Annotated in this window: 20 protein-coding genes; 13 read left to right on the top strand and 7 right to left on the bottom strand. The window is 45.0% G+C overall.

Features of this window, described 5'->3' with window-relative positions; genetic code table 11:
* The first annotated feature begins 252 nt into the window (after nt 1–252).
* The gene (gene tssH, locus Xinn_RS03060; RefSeq protein ID WP_086953336.1) at nt 253–2,913 is read left to right on the top strand and encodes a type VI secretion system ATPase TssH; all 2,661 of its coding nucleotides are present in this window, start codon (nt 253–255) and stop codon (nt 2,911–2,913) included.
* Between the two features lie 190 nt (nt 2,914–3,103).
* Entirely contained in the window at nt 3,104–4,102 is a 999-nt protein-coding gene (locus tag Xinn_RS03055) for a serine/threonine protein kinase (protein ID WP_086953337.1), read from the top strand.
* A gap of 59 nt (nt 4,103–4,161) precedes the next feature.
* Here the strand turns inward: Xinn_RS03055 and tyrR are convergent, their stop codons facing one another.
* From tyrR to pspA, 6 genes are all read right to left on the bottom strand, one after another.
* Nucleotides 4,162–5,739, bottom strand: a complete 1,578-nt coding sequence (gene tyrR / locus Xinn_RS03050) for a transcriptional regulator TyrR (RefSeq protein ID WP_086953338.1) — start codon at nt 5,737–5,739, stop codon at nt 4,162–4,164.
* A gap of 136 nt (nt 5,740–5,875) precedes the next feature.
* Nucleotides 5,876–6,985 carry a YcjF family protein gene (locus Xinn_RS03045; RefSeq protein ID WP_086953339.1) on the bottom strand — a complete coding sequence of 370 codons (1,110 nt, stop codon included), beginning with the start codon at nt 6,983–6,985 and terminating at the stop codon, nt 5,876–5,878.
* Nucleotides 6,982–8,379 carry a YcjX family GTP-binding protein gene (locus Xinn_RS03040; protein WP_086953340.1) on the bottom strand — a complete coding sequence of 466 codons (1,398 nt, stop codon included), beginning with the start codon at nt 8,377–8,379 and terminating at the stop codon, nt 6,982–6,984. Before Xinn_RS03040 ends, Xinn_RS03045 begins: the two co-directional genes overlap by 4 nt.
* 122 nt (nt 8,380–8,501) lie before the next feature.
* Nucleotides 8,502–8,861 carry an envelope stress response membrane protein PspC gene (pspC, locus tag Xinn_RS03035; RefSeq protein ID WP_086953341.1) on the bottom strand — a complete coding sequence of 120 codons (360 nt, stop codon included), beginning with the start codon at nt 8,859–8,861 and terminating at the stop codon, nt 8,502–8,504.
* On the bottom strand, nt 8,861–9,082 hold the full coding sequence (gene pspB, locus Xinn_RS03030; RefSeq protein WP_086953342.1) for an envelope stress response membrane protein PspB: 222 nt from the start codon (nt 9,080–9,082) through the stop codon (nt 8,861–8,863). The genes pspC and pspB overlap by 1 nt, the downstream gene beginning before the upstream one ends.
* A gap of 44 nt (nt 9,083–9,126) precedes the next feature.
* Complete coding sequence (gene pspA, locus Xinn_RS03025) at nt 9,127–9,798, bottom strand: phage shock protein PspA (RefSeq protein WP_086953343.1); 672 nt, start codon at nt 9,796–9,798, stop codon at nt 9,127–9,129.
* Nucleotides 9,799–10,034: 236 nt separating this feature from the next.
* Here pspA and pspF point away from each other — a divergent pair, with 236 nt between their 5' ends.
* The 7 genes from pspF to fabI all read left to right on the top strand — a co-directional run bounded on the left by pspF (nt 10,035) and on the right by fabI (nt 17,789).
* On the top strand, nt 10,035–11,051 hold the full coding sequence (gene pspF / locus Xinn_RS03020; RefSeq protein ID WP_086953344.1) for a phage shock protein operon transcriptional activator: 1,017 nt from the start codon (nt 10,035–10,037) through the stop codon (nt 11,049–11,051).
* A gap of 310 nt (nt 11,052–11,361) precedes the next feature.
* Nucleotides 11,362–13,122 (top strand): ABC transporter substrate-binding protein SapA, encoded by a 1,761-nt coding sequence (gene sapA / locus Xinn_RS03015; protein ID WP_086953345.1) that lies wholly within the window; start codon nt 11,362–11,364, stop codon nt 13,120–13,122.
* A complete protein-coding gene (gene sapB, locus Xinn_RS03010; RefSeq protein WP_086953346.1) occupies nt 13,119–14,084 on the top strand; it encodes a putrescine export ABC transporter permease SapB in 966 nt (321 codons plus the stop codon). The genes sapA and sapB overlap by 4 nt, the downstream gene beginning before the upstream one ends.
* A complete protein-coding gene (gene sapC, locus Xinn_RS03005) occupies nt 14,071–14,958 on the top strand; it encodes a putrescine export ABC transporter permease SapC (protein WP_086953347.1) in 888 nt (295 codons plus the stop codon). The genes sapB and sapC overlap by 14 nt, the downstream gene beginning before the upstream one ends.
* Nucleotides 14,958–15,950, top strand: a complete 993-nt coding sequence (sapD, locus tag Xinn_RS03000) for a putrescine export ABC transporter ATP-binding protein SapD (RefSeq protein WP_086953348.1) — start codon at nt 14,958–14,960, stop codon at nt 15,948–15,950. Before sapC ends, sapD begins: the two co-directional genes overlap by 1 nt.
* Complete coding sequence (sapF, locus tag Xinn_RS02995; RefSeq protein WP_086953349.1) at nt 15,951–16,760, top strand: putrescine export ABC transporter ATP-binding protein SapF; 810 nt, start codon at nt 15,951–15,953, stop codon at nt 16,758–16,760.
* 240 nt (nt 16,761–17,000) lie between these two features.
* Nucleotides 17,001–17,789 (top strand): enoyl-ACP reductase FabI, encoded by a 789-nt coding sequence (gene fabI, locus Xinn_RS02990; protein WP_086953350.1) that lies wholly within the window; start codon nt 17,001–17,003, stop codon nt 17,787–17,789.
* 117 nt (nt 17,790–17,906) lie between these two features.
* On the opposite strand, the gene Xinn_RS02985 is transcribed toward fabI, so the two are convergent.
* Nucleotides 17,907–18,875, bottom strand: a complete 969-nt coding sequence (locus Xinn_RS02985; RefSeq protein ID WP_086953351.1) for a helix-turn-helix domain-containing protein — start codon at nt 18,873–18,875, stop codon at nt 17,907–17,909.
* 298 nt (nt 18,876–19,173) lie between these two features.
* Here Xinn_RS02985 and Xinn_RS02980 point away from each other — a divergent pair, with 298 nt between their 5' ends.
* Genes Xinn_RS02980 through Xinn_RS02965 form a run of 4 tightly spaced genes read left to right on the top strand, consistent with a single transcriptional unit; the run spans nt 19,174 to nt 26,032 of the window.
* On the top strand, nt 19,174–21,174 hold the full coding sequence (locus tag Xinn_RS02980) for a TonB-dependent receptor (RefSeq protein ID WP_086953352.1): 2,001 nt from the start codon (nt 19,174–19,176) through the stop codon (nt 21,172–21,174).
* A complete protein-coding gene (locus Xinn_RS02975; protein ID WP_086953353.1) occupies nt 21,171–22,415 on the top strand; it encodes an MFS transporter in 1,245 nt (414 codons plus the stop codon). Before Xinn_RS02980 ends, Xinn_RS02975 begins: the two co-directional genes overlap by 4 nt.
* Nucleotides 22,405–24,249, top strand: coding sequence for an ABC transporter ATP-binding protein (locus Xinn_RS02970; protein WP_086953354.1), 1,845 nt, complete (start codon nt 22,405–22,407; stop codon nt 24,247–24,249). The genes Xinn_RS02975 and Xinn_RS02970 overlap by 11 nt, the downstream gene beginning before the upstream one ends.
* The gene (locus Xinn_RS02965; protein ID WP_086953355.1) at nt 24,236–26,032 is read left to right on the top strand and encodes an ABC transporter ATP-binding protein; all 1,797 of its coding nucleotides are present in this window, start codon (nt 24,236–24,238) and stop codon (nt 26,030–26,032) included. Before Xinn_RS02970 ends, Xinn_RS02965 begins: the two co-directional genes overlap by 14 nt.
* Nucleotides 26,033–26,074 lie beyond the last annotated feature (42 nt).

Raw genomic sequence — 26,074 nt, 5'->3', positions numbered from 1 at the left:
TTCTGAATCGCGAAGAAATCCAGGGGCTTCATCTGTCAGAACCGGTAAAACTCGGGCTGAGCAGCTGGCTGGGTAAAATGGAACAGAAAATTCATCGTGATGATTTAACCTACAATCCCCAGTGACTATTTATCATCTAACTGCTATTTATCGTCTCACTGCTATTTTTACTATCAAACAATTTATTATCCAATCACCCATTATTAATCAGTCAGTTATAAACATCATTAACAACATCACGGATTAAAAGCCATGTCAGAAATCAGCCGTTCTGTACTTTTTGGTAAGCTAAATCATACTCTGTTCACATCATTAGAAGGTGCCACTGCTTTCTGCAAATTACGTGGTAACCCTTATGTTGAACTGGTTCATTGGCTACACCAAATCATGCAACAACAAAACAGTGACTTACAGAAACTTATCCACCATTTAGGGTTGGACGAATCTGCATTGACCAAAGATATTGTTGCTGCACTGGATCGCCTGCCTCGTGGTGCCAGTGCCATTTCTGATCTCTCAGAACATATTGACAACGCCGTAGAGCGGGCTTGGGTGTATGGCTCACTGAAATTCGGGGTTGACCAGATCCGTAGTGCGCACTTACTGATAGGCATATTAAAAACTTTCAATCTACGCAATGCACTGAAAGCAATTTCACCTCTGTTTGACCACATTAATGTCGATACTCTGATCGATAATTTTGCCAATGTATTTGATGGTAGTGATGAGGCTCAGGAGAGCATAACTTCATCGGCTGCGACTCAGGGAGCAACACCACAGACGGCGGCAGGTTCAGCTTTGCAGCAGTATGGACAGGAATTAACAGCCAGAGCGCGTAATGGTGAAATTGATCCTGTGTCCGGGCGCGATGAAGAAATCCGCCAGATCATCGATATCCTGATGCGCCGCCGGCAAAACAATCCATTACTGACAGGTGAGGCTGGTGTTGGTAAGACTGCGGTCATTGAAGGTCTGGCATTAAAAATTGTGGCTGGAGAAGTCCCTCCTCCACTGAAGAAAGTTCAGCTTTGGCTGCTGGATATCGGTATGTTACAGGCAGGGGCCGGTATGAAGGGAGAATTTGAATCCCGCCTGCGAAAAGTTATTGAAGAAGTCCAGTCCAGCCCGACTCCCATCATTTTATTTATTGATGAGATCCACACATTGATCGGCGCGGGTGGACAGCAAGGTACTGGCGATGCTGCTAATTTATTAAAACCCGCATTGGCGCGGGGTCAGTTGCGGACACTGGGCGCTACAACCTGGTCAGAATATAAAAAATATATTGAAAAAGATCCCGCCCTGACCCGCCGTTTTCAGGTTGTTCAGGTTCATGAACCTGATGAAAACAAAGCGCTTATCATGCTGCGTAGTCTGGTCAATACACTGGAAAAACACCATCGCATTCTGTTACTGGATGAAGCGGTTGAAGCCGCAGTGCATCTCTCCCATCGTTACATTCCTGCCCGCCAGTTACCGGACAAAGCCATCGCATTACTGGATACTGCCTGTGCCAGAGTAGCCGTCAGCCAACATGCAGAGCCTCCACAACTGGAAAACTGCCGCCATCAGATAGATGCACTGAATGTTGAGCTGGAAATTGTGGAGCGGGAATCCAAAGTAGGTCTGGGAGATCCTCAACGGGCAGAAAGTATCCTCAGCCAATTAGCAACGCTGGCAGAACAAAAGGAACAGCTACAAACCCGCTGGCAACAAGAGCTTTCGCTGACAGACAAAATTATCCAGTTGCGTCTTCAGTTACATGAGGAACAAAACGATAACGATAGAGATTTGGATAACGAAGACATCAACTTTCATACTGAGCTGGCTGAACTACAACAACAACTGGAGGTGTTACAGGGTGAAGAACCACTTATTTTTTCCGCAGTAGACAGTAATGTTGTTTCCGCTGTTGTCTCAGACTGGACGGGTATCCCCCTCAGCCGCATGATGAAAGATGAAATCGAAGCCGTATTGCAATTGGCCGATACCCTTAATCAGCGTGTCATCGGTCAGTATCATGCACTAGAAATTATCGCAAACCGGGTACGTACTTCACGGGCAAAACTGGATGATCCCAATAAACCAGTGGGCGTCTTTATGCTATGTGGCCCGTCCGGGGTCGGTAAAACTGAAACAGCCCTCGCTCTGGCGGAAACCCTGTATGGTGGCGAACAAAACCTGATCACTATCAATATGAGTGAATTTCAGGAAGCACACACGGTATCAACATTAAAAGGTGCTCCTCCCGGCTACGTGGGATATGGCGAAGGCGGTGTCCTGACTGAAGCCGTCCGGCGTCGGCCATACAGTGTTGTGTTATTGGATGAAATTGAAAAGGCACATCCCGATGTCCATGAAATTTTCTTTCAGGTATTTGATAAAGGATGGATGGAAGATGGCGAGGGCCGCCATATTGATTTTCGTAATACCATTATTATCCTGACATCCAATGTCGGTGCCGAATTAGTCAGCTCGATGTGCCACCAGCATGCTCAACAGGGTGATGCGGCTCCTGAGCCAGAACAGCTGAGTACTGCATTACGCAAACCGCTGTTAAACACATTTCCTGCCGCATTACTGGGACGTTTATTAGTCATCCCATACTACCCATTGAGCGATGAAGTGATGACTCGTATTGTTTATCTGCAACTGGGACGAATACAGAAGCGATTACTGGAAAATCACGGCATAACTGCAATCTTCGATGAAGCCATGGTTGAAAATATTGTCAGTCGTTGCACCGAAGTGGAATCAGGCGGGCGTACGGTCGATGCTATTCTCACCAATAAGCTGCTGCCTCAAATCAGTCAGCAGCTACTATCTGCCGGTGCCCATGACGAACAATATAACCAATTACAGGTGTCACTCGAACAGGGAGAACTACAATTCCGATTTTCGAATGAAATATAGATTCTGCATGATATTGTGTGTGGTTTATAAACAGTTCCTCAAGAGGATAAATAATTTTATACCAACCTTGTCACGCTATCACATAATTTAACTGGAGGACTAAATGTTCGGAGTAAATACACACAGCCAATAACGAGGCAGCTTGAAAATTCAACAAAAAATAGAGCAGAGGTTCAAGAGGCCACCTATTATGCGGAATTCTTATAACTCTCTTAATGCCAAATCCCCATTACTACAAGCATTACCTATCGGGTACTGTTTCAATGAGTTTGAAATTGAAAACGTTGTGGGTAAAGGCGGATTTGGTATCGTATACCAGGCTTGGGATCACAGCAAACAGTGTGCAGTTGCCATAAAAGAATACCTGCCATCAATGATTGTGACCCGCCGTAATGATTTAAAACTAAAACTACGCCACCCAAATTTTCAGAAAAGATTCAAAATCGGGCTTCACAGTTTTATGCGTGAAGCCCATATAATGACCTGTTTTAATCACTCTTGCCTGCCCCGCTTCATACGTTTCTGGCAGCAGAACAGCACCGCTTATATCGCCACTCCCTTTTATCATGGCATCACACTGAAAGTATTACAGGTAAAGTATGCAAAGACAGTCACACAAAATTGGCTGTGTCATCTTTTGTCCCCTTTACTTAATGCCATCGATACCCTCCATCAGGCCGGCTATCTGCACTGTGATATTTCGCTGGATAATATTCTACTTCAGAATGATCGGTTGCCTGTATTGCTTGATTTAGGCTCTGCCCGAAAAATAGTAGAGCATCTCTCTGATGAAGAGGAAGTTACTGTCAGGCCGGGGTTCACACCCTGTGAACAATACACGGCCAATGAAGAGGGGCAACAAGGCCCCTGGAGTGATATTTATGCCTTAGGAGCAGTACTGCATACTTTGATTGTCGGGAGACCTCCTCCAGTCAGCATCGTACGCAATATTGAAGATCGTTATCAACCTTTAACAGAGCAGCGACTTACCGGTTATTCTTTATCATTTCTACATGCAATTGACTGCATGCTGGCCATAAAAATAGCAGAACGACCATCTTCCATTTCTAAATTAATTCCGATGATAAAATCCCCTATCATTCAACCCTACACTCCTCCTGAACTCTCCTTATGTCTATCAGAGGCCCTTGTCACCTGCCCACATTCAGAAGATTCAGAGCAAGAATAAGAGGAGAATTTATGTCACAAAAAACGATGTATTTTATACCCACGGATTCTGAGTCGCATTTATTCACCATCCGATTCAGAAACATTCTTCTTTCCGCTCAGTCCATATTCACGCAATTTATTCGCAATGGCGGTATGAGAAACCCCGAGCCGTTTTGCCAGCTTACGGGTACTGGGATAGTGACGATAAAGACGAGTCAGAACAGAACGTTCAAAACGTTTACTGATTTCATCCAAAGAACCAACCAGAATATCTTCATTGATAAATGAGGTTTCTGTGTCTAACTGCGGTAACTGAATATCCTGTGAACTTAACTGATTATCTTCAAGCTGCGTTAATGCCCGATAGATGGCATTACGCAGCTGTCTCACATTTCCGGGCCAGTAATAGCTGCACAAGAACTGTTCCAGATCAGGAGAAAATTTTGGTTTTTCCACACCCTGCTCTTCGGCAAAGCGGGTCACAAAATAATCGGTTAGTGGCATAATATCAGCCTGACGTTCACGTAAAGGTGGTAATGTGAGGGTCAGAACATTAAGCCGGTAATAGAGATCTTCCCTGAACTCCCCTTTTCGTACCAGCTCAGCCAAATTTTTCTGCGTGGCGCAAATAATTCTGACATCCACCTTCACTTCATTATCTTCCCCCACCCGACGAAATGTTCCATCGTTAAGGAAACGCAATAACTTAATTTGCATCCGGGATGACATTTCACCGATTTCATCCAGCAGAACCGTACCGCCATTCGCCTGCTCAAAAAAGCCTTTTTTACTTTCTGTTGCGTTCGGATAAGCACCTGCGGCATAACCAAACAATTCGCTTTCTACTACGTCATCCGGCATAGATGCACAATTTAACCCCAGAAAGGGCTGTTTACCTCTTGAGCTTCGTAAATGACAGGCTTTAGCAAATTCATCTTTTCCTGTTCCCGTATCACCGATAAGCAATAGCGGCATATCCAGCATGGCCATTTTACGGGCCTGCTCAACGACATGAACCATCTTCGGGCTGACAGCAACAATATTTTCAAAAGCCTGATCGTCATTAACGATACGTTTTTTCTGCGCAGGTTCTGCATATGTGGATACACGCAGCATAATGACAGCCCCGACACATTTAATCTCCTGATTTTCATCCGTCAGCGGCATAGGAATAATGTCCATCAAATAGGTTTTCTCTTTGATGGTTAAAGTAACTGACTGAGGTTGAGGTTGTTCACTTTCCAGCCAACGAAGGAAATTATAATTGCTGATAAGCTGGCTGATATTTTTTTGACTGATTTTTTCTTTACTGATGCCAAATAATGACTGAGATGCCAGATTAGCTAAATCAATATTCCCTTTCATATCAACGGACAAAATAGGATCTGGCACAGATTCAAGTAATGCACGCATCGCCCGGTGTTCTTTCTCTGAGGGCATAAAAGCCACTGTCCTGACATCCATCACACCATTAATGCGGCGGATTTCCGCCATCAACAGGCGAAATGTATTGAAATCAATTTGAGTAAAATTAAGGTAAATACGACGAGCAGGAGAAATCTCAATTCCTTTCAGGTCAATATTTCTTAAAACCAATAAATCAAGTAACTCGCGAGTCAGTCCGATTCGATCCTGACAAGTAACTTCCAATCGCATGTATTCCGACCTTATTTACACGATGTTGATAACCACCTGAAATATTACTTGTTACTGTGCGATAGATGAAGCCCCCTGTCAGTTAAAGTTGACAGTAAAATAGAGTGTCAAGCTTAACTGACAGTTTTATCCTGAGTTATGAGCCTGATTTCCTGACTTCATTCTTATTTTGCCGCTTAGTTGCCAGTGTACTTTTTAGCTGGCTGACCAACTGATACCGGAAATCGCCCAATTTAGGTTTGTCATTGTCAATCCAGGGTAAAGGGCGACACAATTCCATCGCCTTAATGCCCAGACGGGCTGTCAGCAAACCAGCACCAATACCTTGCGCGGCACGGGCTGAAAGCCGGGCGGCAATATCCTGTGACAGCCAGTCAATGCCGACTTCCCTGACCAACTCTGATGCCCCAGCAAAAGCAATATTCAACAATACCAGCCGAAATAAACGAATCCGGCTGAAATAACCCAATTCAATCCCATATACTGCCGCAATTCGATTAATAAGACGAATATTTCTCCATGCAATAAAGGCCATATCGACCACAGCCAGTGGGCTGACCGCAATCATCAGCGCCGATTCTGCTGCTGAACGACGGATCTCTTTTTTAGCTTGTTCATCCAGCACAGGCTGAACCAGTTTGCTGTATAATATGACCATTTCCCGATCATTATGTGTTTCATGTAAGGCACTCTGCCAGCGCTGTAAAGCCGGATGCTGCCGGCCTATGCCCGCCTGATCAGCCAGTTTTTCACAAAATTGCCGCCCTTTACCTAGGCCATGACTCTGCAATAATGTTTTTGCGATATCACGTTCTTCTGTCCGCTGGCGCAAACGATACAGGCGACGCCATTCAGTGATAACAGAACCTATTCCGGCAAAAACAATCATACTGCCTGCCGCTGCTATGCCCAGATCTATCCAGTCCTGATTCTGCCATGACTGATATATCCATTGAATGAACTGGGCAATAACACTGAATCCCAATAACAGCAAAGCGCCCGAAAAGATTTTTCGCCACAGGCCACGCTTGGGCTTCAGTGCCGCATTAACTGCACCCTCAAGTTCACTTTCCTGCTCTTCCGTATTTAATTCTGGCAGAGCCGGATAAAATTCGCTTTCCTGCTCATTAAATTCTTTTGGGGATTTCAGGGAGGGTTCTGAAGATGCTGACAAAATATCATCAAAATCTACTCTGGGTTTTAAGGGGGCAGAGCCTTTGGCATCTGTTTTTAAAGAATCCGTCATGTCAGTTTGTCTCCCAATAAAAACTCCATCGCGCTGTCCATACGGATATGGGGTAATGGTGCATCAATACTGACCTGCCGTGGTCGGAATGATTCAAAATTAAAACCCTGTTTCTGCCAGAAATCATTGCCGGGCAAGCGCTGTGGCACCTCTCCCGGGAAGAATGTCAGTAATTTGTCATCTGACAGGCGATTCCCTTTGATAGCCGGGATCTGCTCGCCCTCATGCATCACAATGCCACTTTCAGTGGCCTGAACGGATGCCAGACCAACGCAATCCATGCTAATCCCTTCAAATGCCGCATTCTGCCAAGCTTCCTGTACCAACTGCTGAAGAAGCGAAACAAGATTGACGTGCTGATCTGCGGTAACATGATCCGCTTTGCTCGCTGCAAACATCAACTTATCAATGCAGGGGGAAAATAGGCGCCGAAATAGCGTCCGCTTACCATAATGAAAACTCTGCATCAGTTGTGTCAGTGCCAGACGCATATCATTAAAAGCATGGGGGCCGCTGTTTAATGGCTGCAAGCAATCAACCAGAACGATTTGCCGATCAAAACGCAGAAAATGCTCTTTATAAAAGCCCTTTACGATGTGATCACAATAATAATTAAATCGCTCACGTAACATACCGATATTGGTCTGTTTATCAGCTTTCAGTAACTGAGGTTCGCCAACCCCGTCAATATCCGGCCACGGGAAAAATTGCAGGGCTGGTGCTCCCGTCAAATCTCCCGGCAGGATAAAACGCCCCGGTTGAATGAAGTGTAAACCTTCTGTTTTACACTGGTGTAAATAATCCGTATAAGCCTGTGCGATTCTGCCCAGCAGATTTTCATCAGCAGGTGCCAGTGGATCGCACTGTTTACATAATTCCAGCCACGGCCTGACCCACTCTGCTCTTTTCCCTTTCAGTAAGCCGTTCATTTGCCGTGACCATGCCAGATAACTCTGTTCCAGCATCGGTAAATCCAGCAACCACTCCCCCGGATAATCGACAATTTCCAGATAAAGTGTGGAGGTATCTTTGAGGTAGCGGAATAAAGAATCTTCTGAGCGATATCGCAATGCAAGGCGGATTTCACTCACGCCTCTGGTCGGTATCGGCCAATACGGAGGAATATTATGCAGTGCAGCAATATTTTCATCGTAGGCAAAACGGGGAACACCCAAGTCACGTTGCGGCACACGTTTCACACCTAATAAACGCCCGTCACGTACTGTAGAAAACAGGGGTAATCGGGCACCACTATGAACATGCAGCAACTGATTGACCAACGAAGTAATAAATGCTGTTTTCCCGCTACGGCTTAATCCTGTTACTGCCAGCCGTAAGTGACGGTCTATTCCACGATTAACAAGTGATGTCAGTTCGTTTTGCAACCGTTTCATATTTCTCCTGAGTCGGGCACTATAATGAAATTTATGCGGTAATTTTATACCTGTTTCCCCTCACCCGTTCGGGCAAGGGGCAGTTTCTGTGAAATTCCGCCGTTCTTATTCAATTTTCTGGCTTAGAGTTCGCGGAAACGACTGCGTACATTATAGGTATCAGAAGTAATATAGCGTTCCATTTGACGCAGGCGTTCTTCCCCTGCCTTCAATTGGTAATCAACTTCATCCAGTATTTTGCGGGTTGATGGTGTTCTTTTTTCCTCTGGATGATATCCCTGCGGTGCAGGGTCCATCACAAAGGACAGGATAATGTAGGCCACTACCGTTATGGCAAATAACCCAAAGAACATCGACAGGATGGTTATGGTACGAATAAGCGCAACAGGAACATCAAAATGGTGAGCTAACCCGGCACAAACACCTTTGATCACGCCCCGTTCCGGTAAACGGTAAATTTTTCCACGGTAAGAATTACTCATTATGACTGCCTCCAGTTTGGATGCTCTGCGTCAAGAATATCTTCCAGCGTTTTGATACGTTCCTGCATATGCCGGGCATTTTCTGCCAGCTGCTCCAAACGTTGAATTTCATTGCTCTCCAGTTTCCCCTTGTTCTGGTTACTGTAATGCAACCATAACCAGATGGGTAAGACGAAGAGTACAAACAGGATCAGCGGGATCCCCAGAAATATATAAGCCATTACCTTTCCTTAGTTGTGTACGGGTATACGAATAATACTCTCTATTATTGTGGATCTTTAACACCCATTTTAGCTTTGAGAGCAGCAAGTTGCGCACTAATTTCATCATCCGCTTTCAGTTCTGCAAATTGCTGTTCCAGCGATTTCTTTTTCCCCAGACCAACTGATTCAGCTTCTGCTTCCATATGGTCAATCCGACGCTCAAACTGTTCAAAACGAGCCATAGCTTCATCAATTTTACCACTGTCCAACTGACGGCGGACTTCACGGGAAGATGCTGCTGCCTGATGACGCAGAGTCAGAGACTGCTGCCTTGCACGCGCTTCTGTCAGTTTGTTTTCCAGCTCTGTTACTTCCCCTTTAATGCGATCAAGGGTTTCATCCAGAATAGACAACTCATTTTTCAGCGTTTCGACCAACTGACTAATTTTTTGTTTTTCAATCAGAGCTGCCCGCGCAAGATCTTCTTTATCTTTGCTCAATGCCAGTTCCGCTTTCTCCTGCCAGCCTTCGATTTGGCTTTCTCCGGTGCTGATACGGCGCTGAAGCTGTTTTTTCTCGGCCAGTGTACGCGCAGATGTTGAGCGTATTTCCACCAGCGTATCTTCCATCTCCTGGATCATCAAGCGGATCATTTTCTGCGGATCTTCTGCTTTATCCAGCAGAGAAGAGATATTAGCGTTAACGATATCAGCAAAACGAGAAAAAATACCCATAGTCATAAACCTCTTTCATTAGAATGTATGTATGTTATGCCTGTGTACTGTTCAATAACAGATAAGATACAAGGTAAGGCAGTCAATTAAATACAAGATACATGCCAACTTTTTATTTCTTATTATCACATTGAAATTTAAAAATTAATTTTTTATTCTCTTTTTTCTGGCAATATCTTAATGTGGTAAAATCAACCAATCATTGGCGAAAAATACGATTTGTTAGTGGAGAAATCATGAATCAGTTCACCGATAATCTATTAGGGGAAGCAAACAATTTTATTGAAGTCCTGGAACAGGTTTCTGCACTGGCAAAGTTAAATAAACCTGTTTTGGTGTTAGGGGAACGCGGGACGGGTAAGGAGTTGATTGCTCACCGCTTGCACTACCTTTCTCCCAGATGGCAAGGCCCTTTTATTTCCCTGAACTGCGCTGCTCTCAACGAAAATTTGCTTGATTCAGAACTTTTCGGTCACGAAGCGGGGGCATTTACCGGTGCGCGTTCAAAACATCAGGGGCGTTTTGAGCGGGCGGATGGCGGAACCCTGTTTCTTGATGAACTGGCGACAGCGCCGATGCAGGTACAGGAAAAACTCTTAAGAGTCATTGAATACGGGTATCTTGAACGGGTCGGAGGTAATCAATCCTTACAGATCGATGTCCGGTTAATTTGCGCCACCAATGAAGATTTACCGGCTATGGCGGCTAACGGCAAATTCCGGGCTGACCTGCTGGACAGGCTGGCATTTGATGTTGTCCAGATCCCGCCACTACGCCAGAGACAGCAGGATATTATGGTACTGGCTCAGCATTTTGCCGTTCAGATGTGTCAGGAGCTTAACCTTCCTTTCTTCCCCGGACTGACTGAAAAAGCAAAGCGGCAGTTACTTGCCTACTCTTGGCCCGGTAATGTCCGTGAACTGAAAAATGTTATAGAGCGTTCCATCTATCGTCATGGGGATAACCAAAATGCCTTAGACACCATCATTATTAACCCCTTTGCAGAATCTTCCGAATCTTATGCACAAAAGTCAGCCAACGATCCATCCATCAGGCATAAAACTGATAATCGCGCTCTTCCTGATTTACCTCTTGATTTAAGACAATGGCAGAGTGACTGTGAGAAGCAATTAATTATACAGGCAATCACAGAAAGCCAGTTCAATCAGAAAAAAGCAGCAACAAAACTCAGCCTGACATACCACCAATTACGCGGATTAATCAAAAAACACAGTATCAGTATTGTGGATTAGAGTTGGGGATTAAAAAGTTCTGCGGACTATATGGAATGGACAAAAAATAACAGATAAAAAAATAGCCAGCACCCGAGCTGGCTAATAAAATACTGGAAGCAATGTGAGCAATGTCATGTGTTGAGATAACTGACTGGGGTCATGAAATACATATCTCAACAGCACGATGAGAATGATAATACTTATCAATTGTGTTTGTAAAGCGTTTTATTGAGAATTTTTCTCACTACAATGATCTGTTCGTTGTTTTTGAGCAGCAAGGGCTAATTAAGTTACAATAGCCAGACTTTTCCCATAATTGATGTTTTATATGCGCTATTTGATTTACTGGGTTATATTATTGCTCTCAGCACCCGTTCTGGCTGCTGAGAAAGCGATTCCAGAAACCACTCAAGCTACTGCTAAAGTTGCTCACAAACACTCGTCGGAAAGTTTATCCTACGCTCCGGCAACCATGCGGCAGCATGGTTTTATTTATTGCGTCAACGGCAACCCAAATACGTTTAACCCACAGATGGCTATCAGCGGCCTGACTGTAGATACTCTGGCTGCCCAGATTTATGACCGTCTGCTGGGGGTCGATCCCCTGACTTACCGCCTAACACCTGAACTGGCTTCCCGCTGGGAAATTCGGGATAACGGAGCAACATATCGCTTTTACCTGCGCCATAATGTCGCATTTCAGTCAACGGCGTGGTTTACTCCGACCCGCACAATGAATGCTGATGATGTTATTTTCAGTTTCCGCCGGTTATTCGATAAAAAACACTACTACCATTATGTCAATGGCGGGCATTATCCCTACTTTGACAGCTTACAGTTCGGTGATTCCATTCAGGATATCCGTAAAATTGATAAGTACACGGTTGAGTTCCGGCTGAATGCGCCCGACGCCTCCTTTCTCTGGCATCTGGCAACTCATTATTCACCTGTGTTATCTGAAGAATACGGGCAGAAACTGCATAGCATAAACAAAGAGGAACAAATTGACTGGGATCCGGTAGGAACCGGGCCGTTCATGCTGGAAGATTATCAGATGGGGCAATTTATCCGTCTTGTCCGACATGATAACTACTGGAAAGGCAAGCCTCTGATGGAACAAGTTGTTGTCGATATCGGAACAGGCGGTACTGGCAGAATATCCAAACTACTCACAGGTGAATGCGATGTTCTGGCCTATCCCGCAGCCAATCAGTGGGACATACTTCACAATGATCCCAATCTGCGCCTGACCCTGCGTTCAGGAATGAATATTGCCTATCTTGCTTTCAACACCAGTAAACCGCCTCTGAATAAGCTGGAAGTTCGTCAGGCCATTGCCTACGCCATTAATAATCAAAGACTGATGCGGGCCATCTATTATGGTACGGCTGAAACTGCCGCTTCTATTTTACCAAGAGCATCATGGGCTTATGACAGCAGAGCTGAAATCACCGAATACAATCCGGAAAAATCCCGCCAGATGCTGACTAAACTGGGGTTAAGTGGTCTGGAACTGACTCTGTGGGTTCCTACCTCTTCGCAATCCTATAATCCAAGCCCTTTAAAAATGGCTGAGTTGATTCAGGCTGATTTAGCGCAGGTCGGTATCAAAATGGCTATCCGTCCTCTTGAAGGCCGTTTTCAGGAAAGCCAGTTAATGGATAAATCTCACGATATGACGTTAGCAGGCTGGTCGACTGACAGTAACGATCCTGATAGTTTTTTCCGCCCGCTGTTCAGCTGCGCAGCTATTGCATCACAGACAAACCTGAGCCGCTGGTGTGACGCGACTTTTGATAATGCTATCCATCAGGCGTTGTTGGAGCAACAACTGGCAGCGCGTATCAAGAGTTACCATATTGCACAACAAATTCTTGCACAACAATTGCCTGTACTGCCACTGGCTTACCCAATGCGATCACAGATATTTCGCTATAATATTAAAGGATTAGTTCTGAGTCCTTTTGGAAATAGCTCATTCGCTGGTGTTCATCGGGAGCAGGAACATCATATTTCTCCTGAAAAGATATCTGCCGAAAATCCATCCACCAAAAATACAGACGCTGAAAATAAAAAGGGAAGCAAATGATCATTTATATATTGCGCCGTTTGCTCTTGCTGATTGTGACGCTGTTTTTTCTCTCACTGATAAGCTTCAGCCTGATGTATTTTACACCTCACGGCCCGTTAAGCGGTGCATCACTGCTTGATGCTTACCTGTTCTATTTTCATGGGCTGCTGCAATGGGATTTCGGGATTTCCAGCATTAATGGTGAAAGGATTGTTGACCAGCTCTATGACGTTTTTCCGGCCACTCTTGAGCTTTGTCTGCTCTCGTTCACTCTGTCACTCATAATCGGTATTCCATTAGGAATTGCTGCCGGAGTATGGCGTAACAAAAAAGCAGATAAAATCATCAGCACACTCGCTCTGTTCGGCTTTTCTATTCCGGTATTCTGGTTAGCCCTGTTACTCACCCTCTTGTTTTCACTTCATTTGGGCTGGTTACCGGTATCAGGACGGATTGATTTACTCTACCGGATGGAGCCGGTAACAGGTTCCGCCCTGATTGATGCCTGGCTGTCAAAAAGCCCTTATCGCAATGAGATGATTATGAATGTCGTACTGCACATGATATTGCCTGTCATTACGTTATCTGTTGCTCCAATGACCGATGTTATCCGGTTAATGCGCAATAGTGCGGAAGAAATTTCAGCATCAAACTACATAAGATCAGCGGCGACTCGCGGGCTATCAAAATTAACCATTATCCATCGCCATTTATTACATAATGCTCTGCCCCCGATTATCCCCAAACTGGGGCTGCAATTCTCAACCATGCTTACCTTAGCTATGGTTACAGAACAGGTATTTAATTGGCCGGGGCTGGGGAGATGGCTTATCAGTGCCATCCGCCAGCAGGATTACTCTGCTATCTCTGCGGGTGTAATGGTAGTCGGTACTTTAGTTATTTCGGTCAACGTGCTGACCAATATTATCGGCGCGATGGCTAATCCTTTAAAACATAAGGAATGGTATGCCCTTAGATAATTTTTACCGTGAAAAGAAAACGCCATCTCCCCTGAGAGTTATCTGGCGCTTTTTCTATGCCGATGTATTGGCAATGACGGGTTTTTACGGCGTACTGATTTTAATTGTATTAAGTCTTTTTGGTAGCCAGCTTGCACCATATCAGCTTGACCAACAATTTACTGACCAGCTAATGCCACCTTCTTGGTCACATTACGGTAATGTTGCCTTTTTCCTCGGCACAGATGATCTTGGGCGGGATATTTTCAGTCGGTTACTGATTGGTACTTCTTCCACATTTGGGGCTGCATTAGTTGTAACCAGCGCAGCAGCAATCGTCGGGCTTTTTATCGGCAGCCTTGCCGGTATTACACACGGGCTGAAATCTGCGATTCTGAATCATATTCTTGATACCTTGCTTTCCATTCCGTCACTGCTGTTAGCCATCATTGTCGTTGCTTTTATGGGAGCCAGCCTGCAACATGCAATGTTAGCCATCGGGCTGGCCTTACTGCCGAGGATTGTGCGTGCAGCCTATACCGCAGTACATGATGAACTGGATAAAGAATATATTATCTCTGCCCGTCTGGATGGCGCATCAAATTATCATATTTTACGTTATGCTGTTTTTCCGAATATTACCGCTGTGATAGTGAACGAATTAACCCGTACTCTCTCAATTGCCATCCTCGATATCGCGGCTCTGGGTTTTCTCAATCTTGGCGCACAATTGCCATCACCTGAGTGGGGCGCTATGCTCGGTGGATCACTGGAGCTTATCTACACAGCTCCTTGGACAGTAATGTTACTCGGTGCCGCTATTATGCTGAGTGTTCTGCTGGTTAATTTACTGGGTGATGGCCTTCACCGCGCCATTAATGCAGGAGTCGAATAATGCCGTTACTCGATATCCGTAATCTCACCATTGAATTCATGACGGCGGAAGGTCCCGTTAAAGCCGTTGACCGACTGAGTATTTCATTAACAGAAGGTGAAATACTGGGTCTGGCTGGTGAATCAGGTTCCGGTAAGAGCCTCATTGCAAAGGCTATTTGTGGAGTCGCAAAAGATAATATTACCGTTACCGCAGATCGTTTCCGGTTCAATGATGTTGATTTATTGCGCCTGACACCCAAACAACGCCGCAAAGTCATTGGTCACAATATTTCAATGATATTTCAGGAACCGCAGTTGTGTCTTGATCCGTCAGAAAGTATTGGTAAGCAGCTCATTCAGTCTATTCCCGGCTGGACATTTAAAGGCCGTTGGTGGCAGCGTCTCAATTGGCGAAAACGCCGGGCCATTGAACTGCTCCACCGGGTTGGTATTAAGGATCATCACGACATCATGCACTCTTATCCCTACGAGTTAACCGATGGTGAGTGTCAAAAAGTGATGATTGCCATTGCGATCGCCAATCAGCCAAGACTGCTGATTGCGGATGAACCCACCAATGCAATGGAACCAACAACACAGGCGCAGATATTCCGCCTGCTGTCGAGCCTGAATCAGAACAGTAATATGACGATTTTGCTGATTAGCCATGATCTGCAAATGATGAGTAAATTAGTCAAACGTATCAATGTGTTATATTGCGGGCAAACCGTGGAAAGCGCCACACCGGATGAAATGCTGGTTACGCCTCACCATCCTTATACACAGGCGCTGATTCGATCTATTCCTGATTTCGGCAGTCCGCTGCCCCATAAAAGCCGTCTGAATACCCTGCCCGGCGTCATTCCATCACTGGAACATTTGCCGATCGGGTGTCGTCTCGGCCCTCGTTGCCCTTATGCCCAGAAAACCTGCATTGAAGCACCACGGTTACGGGGAAGTAAAAGCCATACTTTCGCCTGTCACTTCCCTCTGAACATGGAGGAACAATAAATGGTCGAGACATTACTGGAAGTTAAAAATCTGACCAAAACATTCCGTTACCGCACCGGTTTATTCCGGCGTCATCATCTTGACGCGGTAAAACCAGTGAGTTTCACCCTGCAACCCCGCAAGACACTGGCCATCATTGGTGCAAACGGTTCAGGTAAATCCACACTGGCCAGAGTGCTGTCAGGTGTAATAGAACCAACATCAGGCGAAATATTAATTAATCATCACAAGTTAGTTTATGGCGATTATAGTTATCGCAGCCAGCTTATCCGCATGATTTTTCAGGACCCGGGCACATCCTTAAATCCCCGCCAACGTATTGGTCAGATTCTGGATATGCCTCTGATTCTGAACACCGCTCTGCCACCTTCTGAACGGGAAAAGCGTATCAATCAGACATTACGTCAAGTTGGCCTTCTGCCCGATCATGCCAACTACTACCCACATATGCTGGCATCCGGTCAGAAACAGCGGGTAGCGCTGGCGCGGGCGCTGATATTACAGCCTCAGGTTATTATTGCTGATGAAGCTCTCGCTTCTCTTGATATGTCGATGCGTTCCCAGATTATTAATCTGATGCTGGAATTACAGGAAAAACATGGTATTGCTTATATTTATGTCACTCAGCATCTTGGGATGGTGAAACACATCAGTGACCAAGTGTTGGTTATGCATCAGGGAGAAGTCGTAGAGCGCGGTAATACGGCTGAAGTGCTGGCATCTCCGTTACATGATATTACAAGCAAGCTGATATCCAGCCATTTTGGTGAGCCGTTGTCTGCCGAAGCATGGCGACAGGATATCTCTTGAACTGTACCAGTGGGAATCATACCGGGCAGATTTTAGACCGAGTAAAACAAAGGGTATATCACTGATCGGAACAGCTGTGGAAATCCACCACATTTTTCTCCGGCGTGGTAGAATCTCCTCCGTTTATTAACAATGAATACCCGAATTATATGAAAGACAATGAGTATAGTGAGTAGGATTATCAATACATTACACTATTAATTCAGGTATTTTGAACATCAAGAACAATAAGGAACTGCTATGGGTTTCATGACCGGCAAGCGCATTCTAATTACTGGCGTCGCCAGCAAACTGTCTATTGCTTATGGAATTGCGAAAGCAATGCACGATCAAGGTGCAGAACTGGCTTTTACCTACCAGAATGACAAATTGAAACCTCGTGTCGAAGAATTCGCTGCATCACTGAATTCAAGCATCGTTCTGCCATGTGACGTGGCTCAGGATGAAAGTATCGACACGCTGTTCGTTGAACTGGGTAAAGTATGGCCGAAATTCGATGGCTTCGTTCACTCTATCGGTTATGCTCCTGCCGAACAACTTGATGGTGATTACGTTAATGCCGTCAACCGTGAAGGTTTCAAAATTGCACATGATATCAGCGCATACAGCTTCGTCGCGATGGCAAAAGCCTGTCGTAGTATGCTGAATCCTGACTCAGCCCTGCTGACTTTAAGCTATTTAGGTGCAGAACGTGCAATCCCTAACTACAACGTTATGGGCTTAGCAAAAGCTTCTCTGGAAGCAAACGTGCGTTATATGGCGAATGCTATGGGCGCTGAAGGTATTCGTGTTAATGGTATTTCCGCAGGTCCAATCCGCACTCTGGCAGCATCAGGTATCAAAGATTTCCGTAAGATGCTGGCTCACTGCGAATCAGTTACGCCTATTCGTCGTACCGTCACTACAGAAGATGTAGGTAATGCTGCTGCATTCCTGTGTTCTAACCTGTCTGGTGGTATTACCGGTGAAATCCTGCATGTTGATGGCGGATTCAGTATCGCCGCCATGAATGAACTGGAACTGAAATAATTTCAGTAATTCATTGAGATAAATATATAAGCCCGGAGGTAATCTTATCTCCGGGCTTATTTTTTACTGACAGACACATATCAATGACGGGCAAACAATCACGGGTAAAGTGCATCCCTACATAATATATTCAGTCTTTACAGTATGGTTAGCCGCATATTTCGCCTGCCATGCTTTCGGGTTGATCAGATAATGTTGCCGGAAACGTTTAGAAAAATGGCTTGGGCTGGAATAACCTACTGTGGCAGCAACTTCAATCACTCCTATCCCTTTTTTCAATAAATCTTCAGCCATCGTCATACGAACCGTTTCCAGATATTGATGGAATGTACTGAAAACAATAGCACGAAATCCTTCTTTTAATTTCCGCTCATTTAAACCGACTGCTCTTGATAATGATTTTATTGTCCACGGAAAATGATAGTCGCTATTTATTATTTTTATTGCATTGTAAACGGCACGACGTTGCAGACTGTTAATCGCGTTATATTGGCAATCATAAATTTGAGCTGTCACACACGCGAGAATTTCTAACGCTTTTGCCTTTAAATAAACCTTTCGGACACTGCCCGTTAGCTGACACTCTTCTATCTGATTAACCATCTGCATAAATGGAGGATAGATAGGACAGGACATCATCAACACATCACGATAGCTGGCATTTTTTTCAAAACCGGCCGTTAATTTGCTAAAGGATGGCAATTCCTGAGCTTCAATTTCGTTCAGAGAAAAACGGATATCAAGAATATGCCATGCTCCGCAGCCAAAAAGATTTATTCCGCGAGTTCTCGTTGGCGAATAGAAGAAAATCATAGTTCCCGGATTAACCTCTAAAGCCTCACCATTCTCTATTGCCATCTTCCCTTTACCGCTCAGAACAAAAGCAATTGACGCTGTTGGCGGCCCTTCACAGTATTCAGTGAAGTCCTTATCTAATTCAAAAAAAATACGGTTTATATGAATTCCGTCAGAGAGTTCCTCTGTGAGGAACGGAGAGTTTGTATTATTTTCTAGCTCCTTTAAACACTTATAACTACAATGACCAGCAGTGAAAACGCCTAGTTTTTCGCTATATATCGTCTTCATCAGTCCCTCCCGTTAATTAGCATAAAATTCCATTTAAAAAGCAATTACCACAATAAAATTGGATATTATGTGAATCAAGTTCATTATTGTTTTATTTCATATATATATCCCTAATGTGAATATCACGCAATCTACCATTAATGAGAATCATTATCAATAGTACGCATTGCGCTACTTTTGTCCCTATCCCGTTAGCCTGATTTTTTTACTCGCGTTAGTCTCCCTCCTGAATTTTTTTCGTTTTACCGCATTTAATTTTTGTAAAACACCGTTTGAAAAAGCAGGACAACTATTTCATATGAAAAGAAAATATACCAAAGCATCTATCTTATGTTGCCTAATATCCCCTGTGGTTTGGGCCGAACAAACCTCTGAAACAAAAGAAGATGTTTTGATCGTAACCGCCAATAAACAACAAGAAGCATTAAATAAAGTTAATGGCAGTATCTTAGTTAAAACAGGCGAACAACTTGAACAGGCAGGGATTACCCAAGTACAGGATCTTGAACGTGCATTCCCCGGTTTACAAATCCGCTCCAGGGGGAATAGAACCTATTCAGCAACCACTATCCGTGGCATCAGCTCACCTGATTATTACTCACCCTCCGTCCAAATTTATGTTGATGGTGTTCCTCAGGATCATCAGTTCCTGACACAAGAATTAATCAATGTAGAACGTGTAGAGTTATTACGTGGCCCTCAGGGTTCTTTATACGGCGGAAATGCTCAGGCCGGAGTTATCAATATCATTACCCGCTCCCCAAAAAATGGGCCTTGGCTCAACCTGTCCGGCAATTATTCCAGACTGAAGCGAGGCACTTCTTTCAGCGGCTCCATGCCTCTTATCGAAAGTATTCTTTATGGCAGTACCAGCCTGCGCTGGGTAAAAGAGCCGGGACAGATTGATACTCCGAATCGTAAAGACATTGACTCCAGCCAAACTTGGTTAGGTAAAGGACAACTGACATTTTCACCGGATGATTCACCTTTCAGTGCAGAACTCAGCTTTGCTCGTGAAGATCTCCGTTCACATGAAGAGCTTTATTTGACTGATGAACAATTCCGCCGGAAAGAATACATCGGCCCGGTTCCCTATTTAAAACGGCGCGTCGATAGTTATGCGCTGAAAGCTGAATATGATTTCGGCAACAGTGTATTAACCAGTGTGACATCCTATCAGGATCGGGATATTTTCCGGGATTTCATCGGGGGAAAATGGAAAGAGAAGCACCATGCTACCACTCAGGAACTGCGTTTAAATTCTCACTATGCAAATGGTATCACCAGTGTTTTAGGTAGCTGGTTCTCTGATGACAATAATAAACATCTGGTTGGTGGCTATCCGGGTGGCTACAGCAATTCACTCAACACGATTAAAACCAAATCTCTTGCACTGTTTGGTGAAGTTAAAGTGCCATTTGCTTCTCAATGGGATTTTACCCTTGGCGGACGCCTATCCCGTGAAAAATCACAGATAGCCTATGCAGGCCGTTCTGGCATAATGAAAATCGACGCTTTCGGCAATCAGGTTTCCAACAATGAGTTTACCCCTAAAGCAGCTTTAGGCTGGCAATTTACACCGGATACCCGTTTCTATATTTCTACCACTAAAGGCTATAAACCGGGCGGATTCAATCACATTATTTCCGTTGCCGAGGACAAAAACGCTTACCACACTGAATATTCAGATAATTATGAATTCGGCTGGAATACTGCACTCTTTGATGATGCCGTCACTTTAAATAGTGCGGTTTATTATATCCAATCAAAAAACAAACAGATTTATGTCGGGCCTCCGGGCATGCAATCTATTCGCAATGTCGGGAAAGCTGAAAGTAAAGGTATTGAACTGAATAGCCGGATTAAACCGATAAAAGGGCTAAGCCTTTCCCTCGGCAGTAGCATCGGTAAATCCAATTTTACTCACGCGACTAATGCAGCGTCTGGCATAAGTTACAATGGTAAACGCCTGCCTTATGCGCCGGATATGATGCTGAACGCCAGTATCGACTATCTGATTAATCAAACATTCTTACCGGGTAATCTCTATCTCAATGCGGGTGCCCGTCATTACTCAAAAAGCTACTTTAATGAAGCTAATACCCTGAAACAAAATGCCTATACGCTCTATGACGCTTCACTGAATTTAGAAATGGCTCATGGCATCAGTATCAGATTCTATGGCGAGAATTTGGGTAACAAAAAGTATCGGGCTTCCGGTTTCCAACTCGGAAACAATGCACTTAGTACGATTGGTAAAGGTTTGAATGTTGGTCTGGATATGAGCGTCGCACTATGACAAACAAGACCAGCGCTCACCAGCTCTCGTTACTACTTTTGACTTTAGCTGGTGTTTACACCATCCAGAGTACTATCGGCATGTTAACACTACAAAGTATGCCCGCATTTCTGCGTAGTCACGGTGTAACGCCGGATAAGATAGGGTTGCTTTATCTACTGATGTTACCTTGGGCATGTAAATTCCTTTGGGCGCCGATTGTAGAACGTTATCGTAAATCAGGTGCGGGGGATAATAACCCCCGCCGCATCATGCTCTGCGGCACTACGGTTATTTTTCTGCTTTTTTGCTTAATGGCATGGGCAGAACCTACTGAACATATGCCATTCATCATCATAGCATTGTTTTTTATGACATTTTGTCTGACTATCGTAGATACCACCACAGATGGTCATGCTATTGACCGGCTACCATTACAATACCGTCCCTGGGGCAATGTCATGCAGGCCGGGGGCGGCTATGTGGGAACCATGATAGGCAGCGGCCTGTTTTTATATCTGACTTCACTGTATGGCTGGCATATTGGCGCTGGTGTATTAGCTATAGTGATCCTCTTGATGTCACTGCCTGTCTTATTCATCCGGAAAACACAGGAGAAGAGAGACGCAGCTATTACAGACATAGCGGTAACCCCATCACTCAGAAGCGCATTACGCCGTCCCTCGGTTAAACAGGCACTGGTCTTAATTCTTTTATGTATGGCAGGAACCCGTCTGTCACTTGGTATGTTTTCCCCATTCCTAATCGATCGCGGAGTAGATTTAACTCAACTGGGAATTATTGCAGCCAGTGGTGGCGCATTGGCCGGATTGTTCGGCGTCATATCCGGCGGCATTATTGTACGCAAGTTCGGCGCTGTTCAGACATTATTAGGCCTTATGCTGCTTGAATGTCTGGTCTTCGCCGGGGTTTTCTGGCTTGCTCAACAACCCGGAAGTTCTGTTTTCCTGCTTTCCTCCGTCTATGTTCTCATCACATTGATCAACGCAGCCAAGTTTGTTGCTTTGTATACCCAGATGATGTCTCTGGCAGCGGGAGCACAATCCGGCGTCGATTTTGCCTTGATGCAATCAGCAGATATGAGTATTGCGATCATCAGTTCAGTACTTGGGGGGCTGATTGTGACCAAAGCGGGCTATTCTGCCCTTTTCGCCCTCGCATCATTCCTCACTCTTATTGGTTTGTTCTGGATCTTACGCAAGTACCGTGATCTCCATAAGGAGAATACCTATGCTCAATAATGACTCATCTGTCCAGAATTCGCCTGAGCAACGTGCCGCTGATGCAGGTGTTCTTAAGACGTTATGGAAGATGATGCGTCCATACCGCACACTGAGTTACGTCGCTATTGCGCTTGCTATTGTTTCCGCTGGACTGCAAATTTTGCCAGCGGCGATTGCCGGTCTGATTACGCAATCCATCTATGATGGCCAGTCTGACACGCTGCTGAGTTACGGCATCATGTTACTCAGTTCCACTGTTGCCGCTATGCTCACTTTTAGCTGTTCAACCTTTGTTTCACATCTGATTGCTGCTGATGTTCAGGCCGATGTGCGTCGTAATATCAGCAATAAACTGAAGTCCGTTCCTCTGGGCTTCTTTATGCAAACCGACAGTGCTGAAATCAAAAAAATGATGTTGGATGATGTGGAACAGCTCGAAGATGGCATTGCTCATATTATTCCGGAAATGTCAGCAACGCTGTTCGGCCCACTCATTGCGTTGAGTGCCATGTTAATGATCGACTGGCGACTGGCAATAGCCGCATTCGCACCCACTCTGGGCGCCTGTCTGCTCTTTATCTACATTCAGATAAAAGTTCAAACCACAACTCAGCGCTTTTATGCAGCACAAAATCACATTTCCTCAACCCTGAGTGAAGTTATTAATGCAATTCCTGTGGTAAAAACCTATGCAGGCGGCAATGGTTCAGGTGAGAACATCGCTCTGCAACGTGCCGAAGCAGCATTTACTGCTCTGACTCGTGTTATCGACGTCTGGGCAGATAAAGTACAGGTCAAATCCAGCCGTTTCTTTGTCCTTGCCAGCGCCAATTTACTGTTTGTCCTTCCTTTGGCTGTCTGGTTATTTAACCGGCAGGAAATCTCAATTTTTGAAGTGACCTTCTTTATTCTGGCTGCTATGGCGTTCGGTAATATTGCCTCTTCCATGTTCGCAGTAATGACCCGCTTACAGCAACAGGAAGCATTAATCACGCGTTATCACTGGTTAATGAACCAGCCTGAACTGGCTCCATGTACTCAGAACCAGACACCTGTTGATAATAGTGTGACTTTGCATAATGTCAGTTTTTCCTATCAGGACGGGCAGGATAACGCCTTAAATAATATCTCCTTTTCTGTACCTGCGGGAAGCTCAATGGCTTTGGTAGGAGCCAGCGGCTCTGGAAAATCCACCGTAGCCAGTCTGATTGCCCGCCTTTGGGACCCACAGCAAGGCCGCATTACTGTGGGCGGTGTTGATATCCGCAGTATGGATGAAATCACCCTGCGCAATAACATCTCTTTTGTTTTCCAACGGGTATTTTTGTTCAACGATACAATCGCTAATAACATACGCCTCGCCCGTCCTGATGCTTCTCTGGCTGAGGTTGAATCCGCAGCTATCGCGGCACAGGCACATCAGTTTATCCAACAGTTACCACAAGGTTACAACACGTTACTTAACAACGGTATCAGTCTCTCCGTGGGAGAAAAACAACGTATCGCCGTTGCTGCCGCTATTCTGAAAAATGCTCCAATTCTTGTTCTGGATGAAGCAACCGCCTATGCCGATCCCGAATGTGAAAAAGAGATGCAGCAAGCGCTCAATGCTCTGTGCCATAGCCAAACAGGTCAGAATAAAACTGTGATTATTATTGCTCATCGTCTGCCAACAATTCGCCATCTTGACCAAATCGTGGTTTTGGATAAGGGGCAAATTATCGAACAAGGTACTCATGATGAGCTGCTTACCCAGCAAGGAGCCTATGCCAGACAGTGGGCTGCCTGGCTGGGAGAAGCTTGGTTGGGAGAAAATATCGGAACAGGAGTCAATGATCATGGGCTTATTTAACCGTCTTCAACAACATCTATCGCCAAAACTACAACGGACTTGGTTTATTGGCCTGTTATACAAACAACTTGATACCATTGCGATTATTGCTCAGCTTGCCATTGCAGCTTGGGCAATCACGCATCTGGAAGATATTCAGCTAAAAGAAAATAACGCTGACAGGCTGCCGCTAATCATCTTAGGGTTATTGGTCATTTTGCTGTTGTTACGATTTGCCTTTATGTCCCGTGCGCTGCGTAACCTCACCATTGCCGCTTATGCATTAGGTATCGAAATCCGCCGCTCATTACTACAACATATTATGAATATGTCAGTTGCGACAATTCGGAGTTTAAGCGCCGGAAAAATCGCCCTGACGTTATCCGAAGATGTGCAGTGGCAGGAAAATCAGTCGGCCTATACCACGCCACAAATCACCTGTCAGATTGTGATGCTGGCACTCATTTATCTGGCTTTATTTTCGTTCGATTGGGTTGTGGCTGGTAGTGCATTGTTAATCCTGATGGTTAGTCTATTCACTCTGATAACAATCCGCCAGAAACTCAGTGAAACCTTACTCCGGCGAGCCTCCGTAATGGCCGATGTGTCTGAAGCAATCGTGGAATATGCACAAGGCATGGCCTTCATTCGTGCCGCAGCGGTGAATACAACGGTAGAACAACGTTTTGAACAAAAAATTGAACAATTGCGTACTGCCTTCCGCCGGGGAATATTTGCCAGCATACCGTTATTAAGTTTGTTCTATATTGTGATTGATACCAGTGTGGTTGTCGGGATACTGGCTGGTGCCCTGCGTTTCAATGTGTCAGAAACGCTCACACTTACTGACATGCTCATCACAATCCTGCTTCTGTTTGCCACCATCACACCTTTGCGCGGAATTATTCCTCTGCTCAATGTAACCACATTGACACAGTTAGGAGAAAAACATATTGGTGAAATAGAGGCAGTTGCAACGCAGGTTTCCGGGCCATTAGCCGCCCCTGTCCGATACGATATTGAAGTTAACAACGTCTCATTCAGTTATCCGGGTTCTGATCAACCTGCGGTTCAAAACATTTCATTCCATGCTCCACAGGGCAGTATGACCGCTATTGTGGGGCATAGCGGCAGTGGTAAATCAACACTGGCTCATTTATTGCTCTCTTTCTATCAGCCAGACAGTGGTGAAATTCGTCTGGGTGGAAATCCTGTCCATCATTACCAGACTCAGGCACTGTATGACACCATCACCACAGTGTTTCAGGAAACCGTTCTGTTTAAGGACACTGTTGCCAACAATCTTCGCTTAGGAAACCCGACTGCAACGCAGTCAGAGCTGGAACAGGCGGCCCGGCAGGCCAATATTCACGATACAATTATCGCCCTCCCTCAAGGATACGACACCCCTTTAGGTGTTGGTGGCGGTACGTTATCCGGTGGCGAACGCCAACGTCTTGCTATTGCCCGTGCAATGTTAAAACAGTCTCCCGTGTTATTTCTGGATGAAGCAACCGCTTCATTAGACCCTGAAAATGAACAGTTGATAAAGAAAGCATTTGATTCTCTTACCGAAAACAAGACCGTTTTTGTCATCGCTCATCGGTTAAGCACGATAACCCGCGCTGATCAAATACTGGTAATGGCGCACGGAACCCTTTGTGACAGCGGAACCCATGACGAACTACTGCAACGTTGTCCGTTTTATCAATCTCTCTGGAAAAATCATCTTGGCTCAGAAGAGCACTGGCATTTACAACCCAAACATCTACCCGATACGCCCGATCGGAAATATTCACATTAACAAACTGTAACTCTTTTATTGGTTTATTCGGTTACTGCCATT

Source organism: Xenorhabdus innexi, assembly GCF_002632485.1.
Classification (GTDB): Bacteria; Pseudomonadota; Gammaproteobacteria; order Enterobacterales; family Enterobacteriaceae; genus Xenorhabdus; species Xenorhabdus innexi.
Note: the sequence above shows the minus strand (reverse complement) of the source record. Positions and strands in the feature narration are given on the sequence as shown.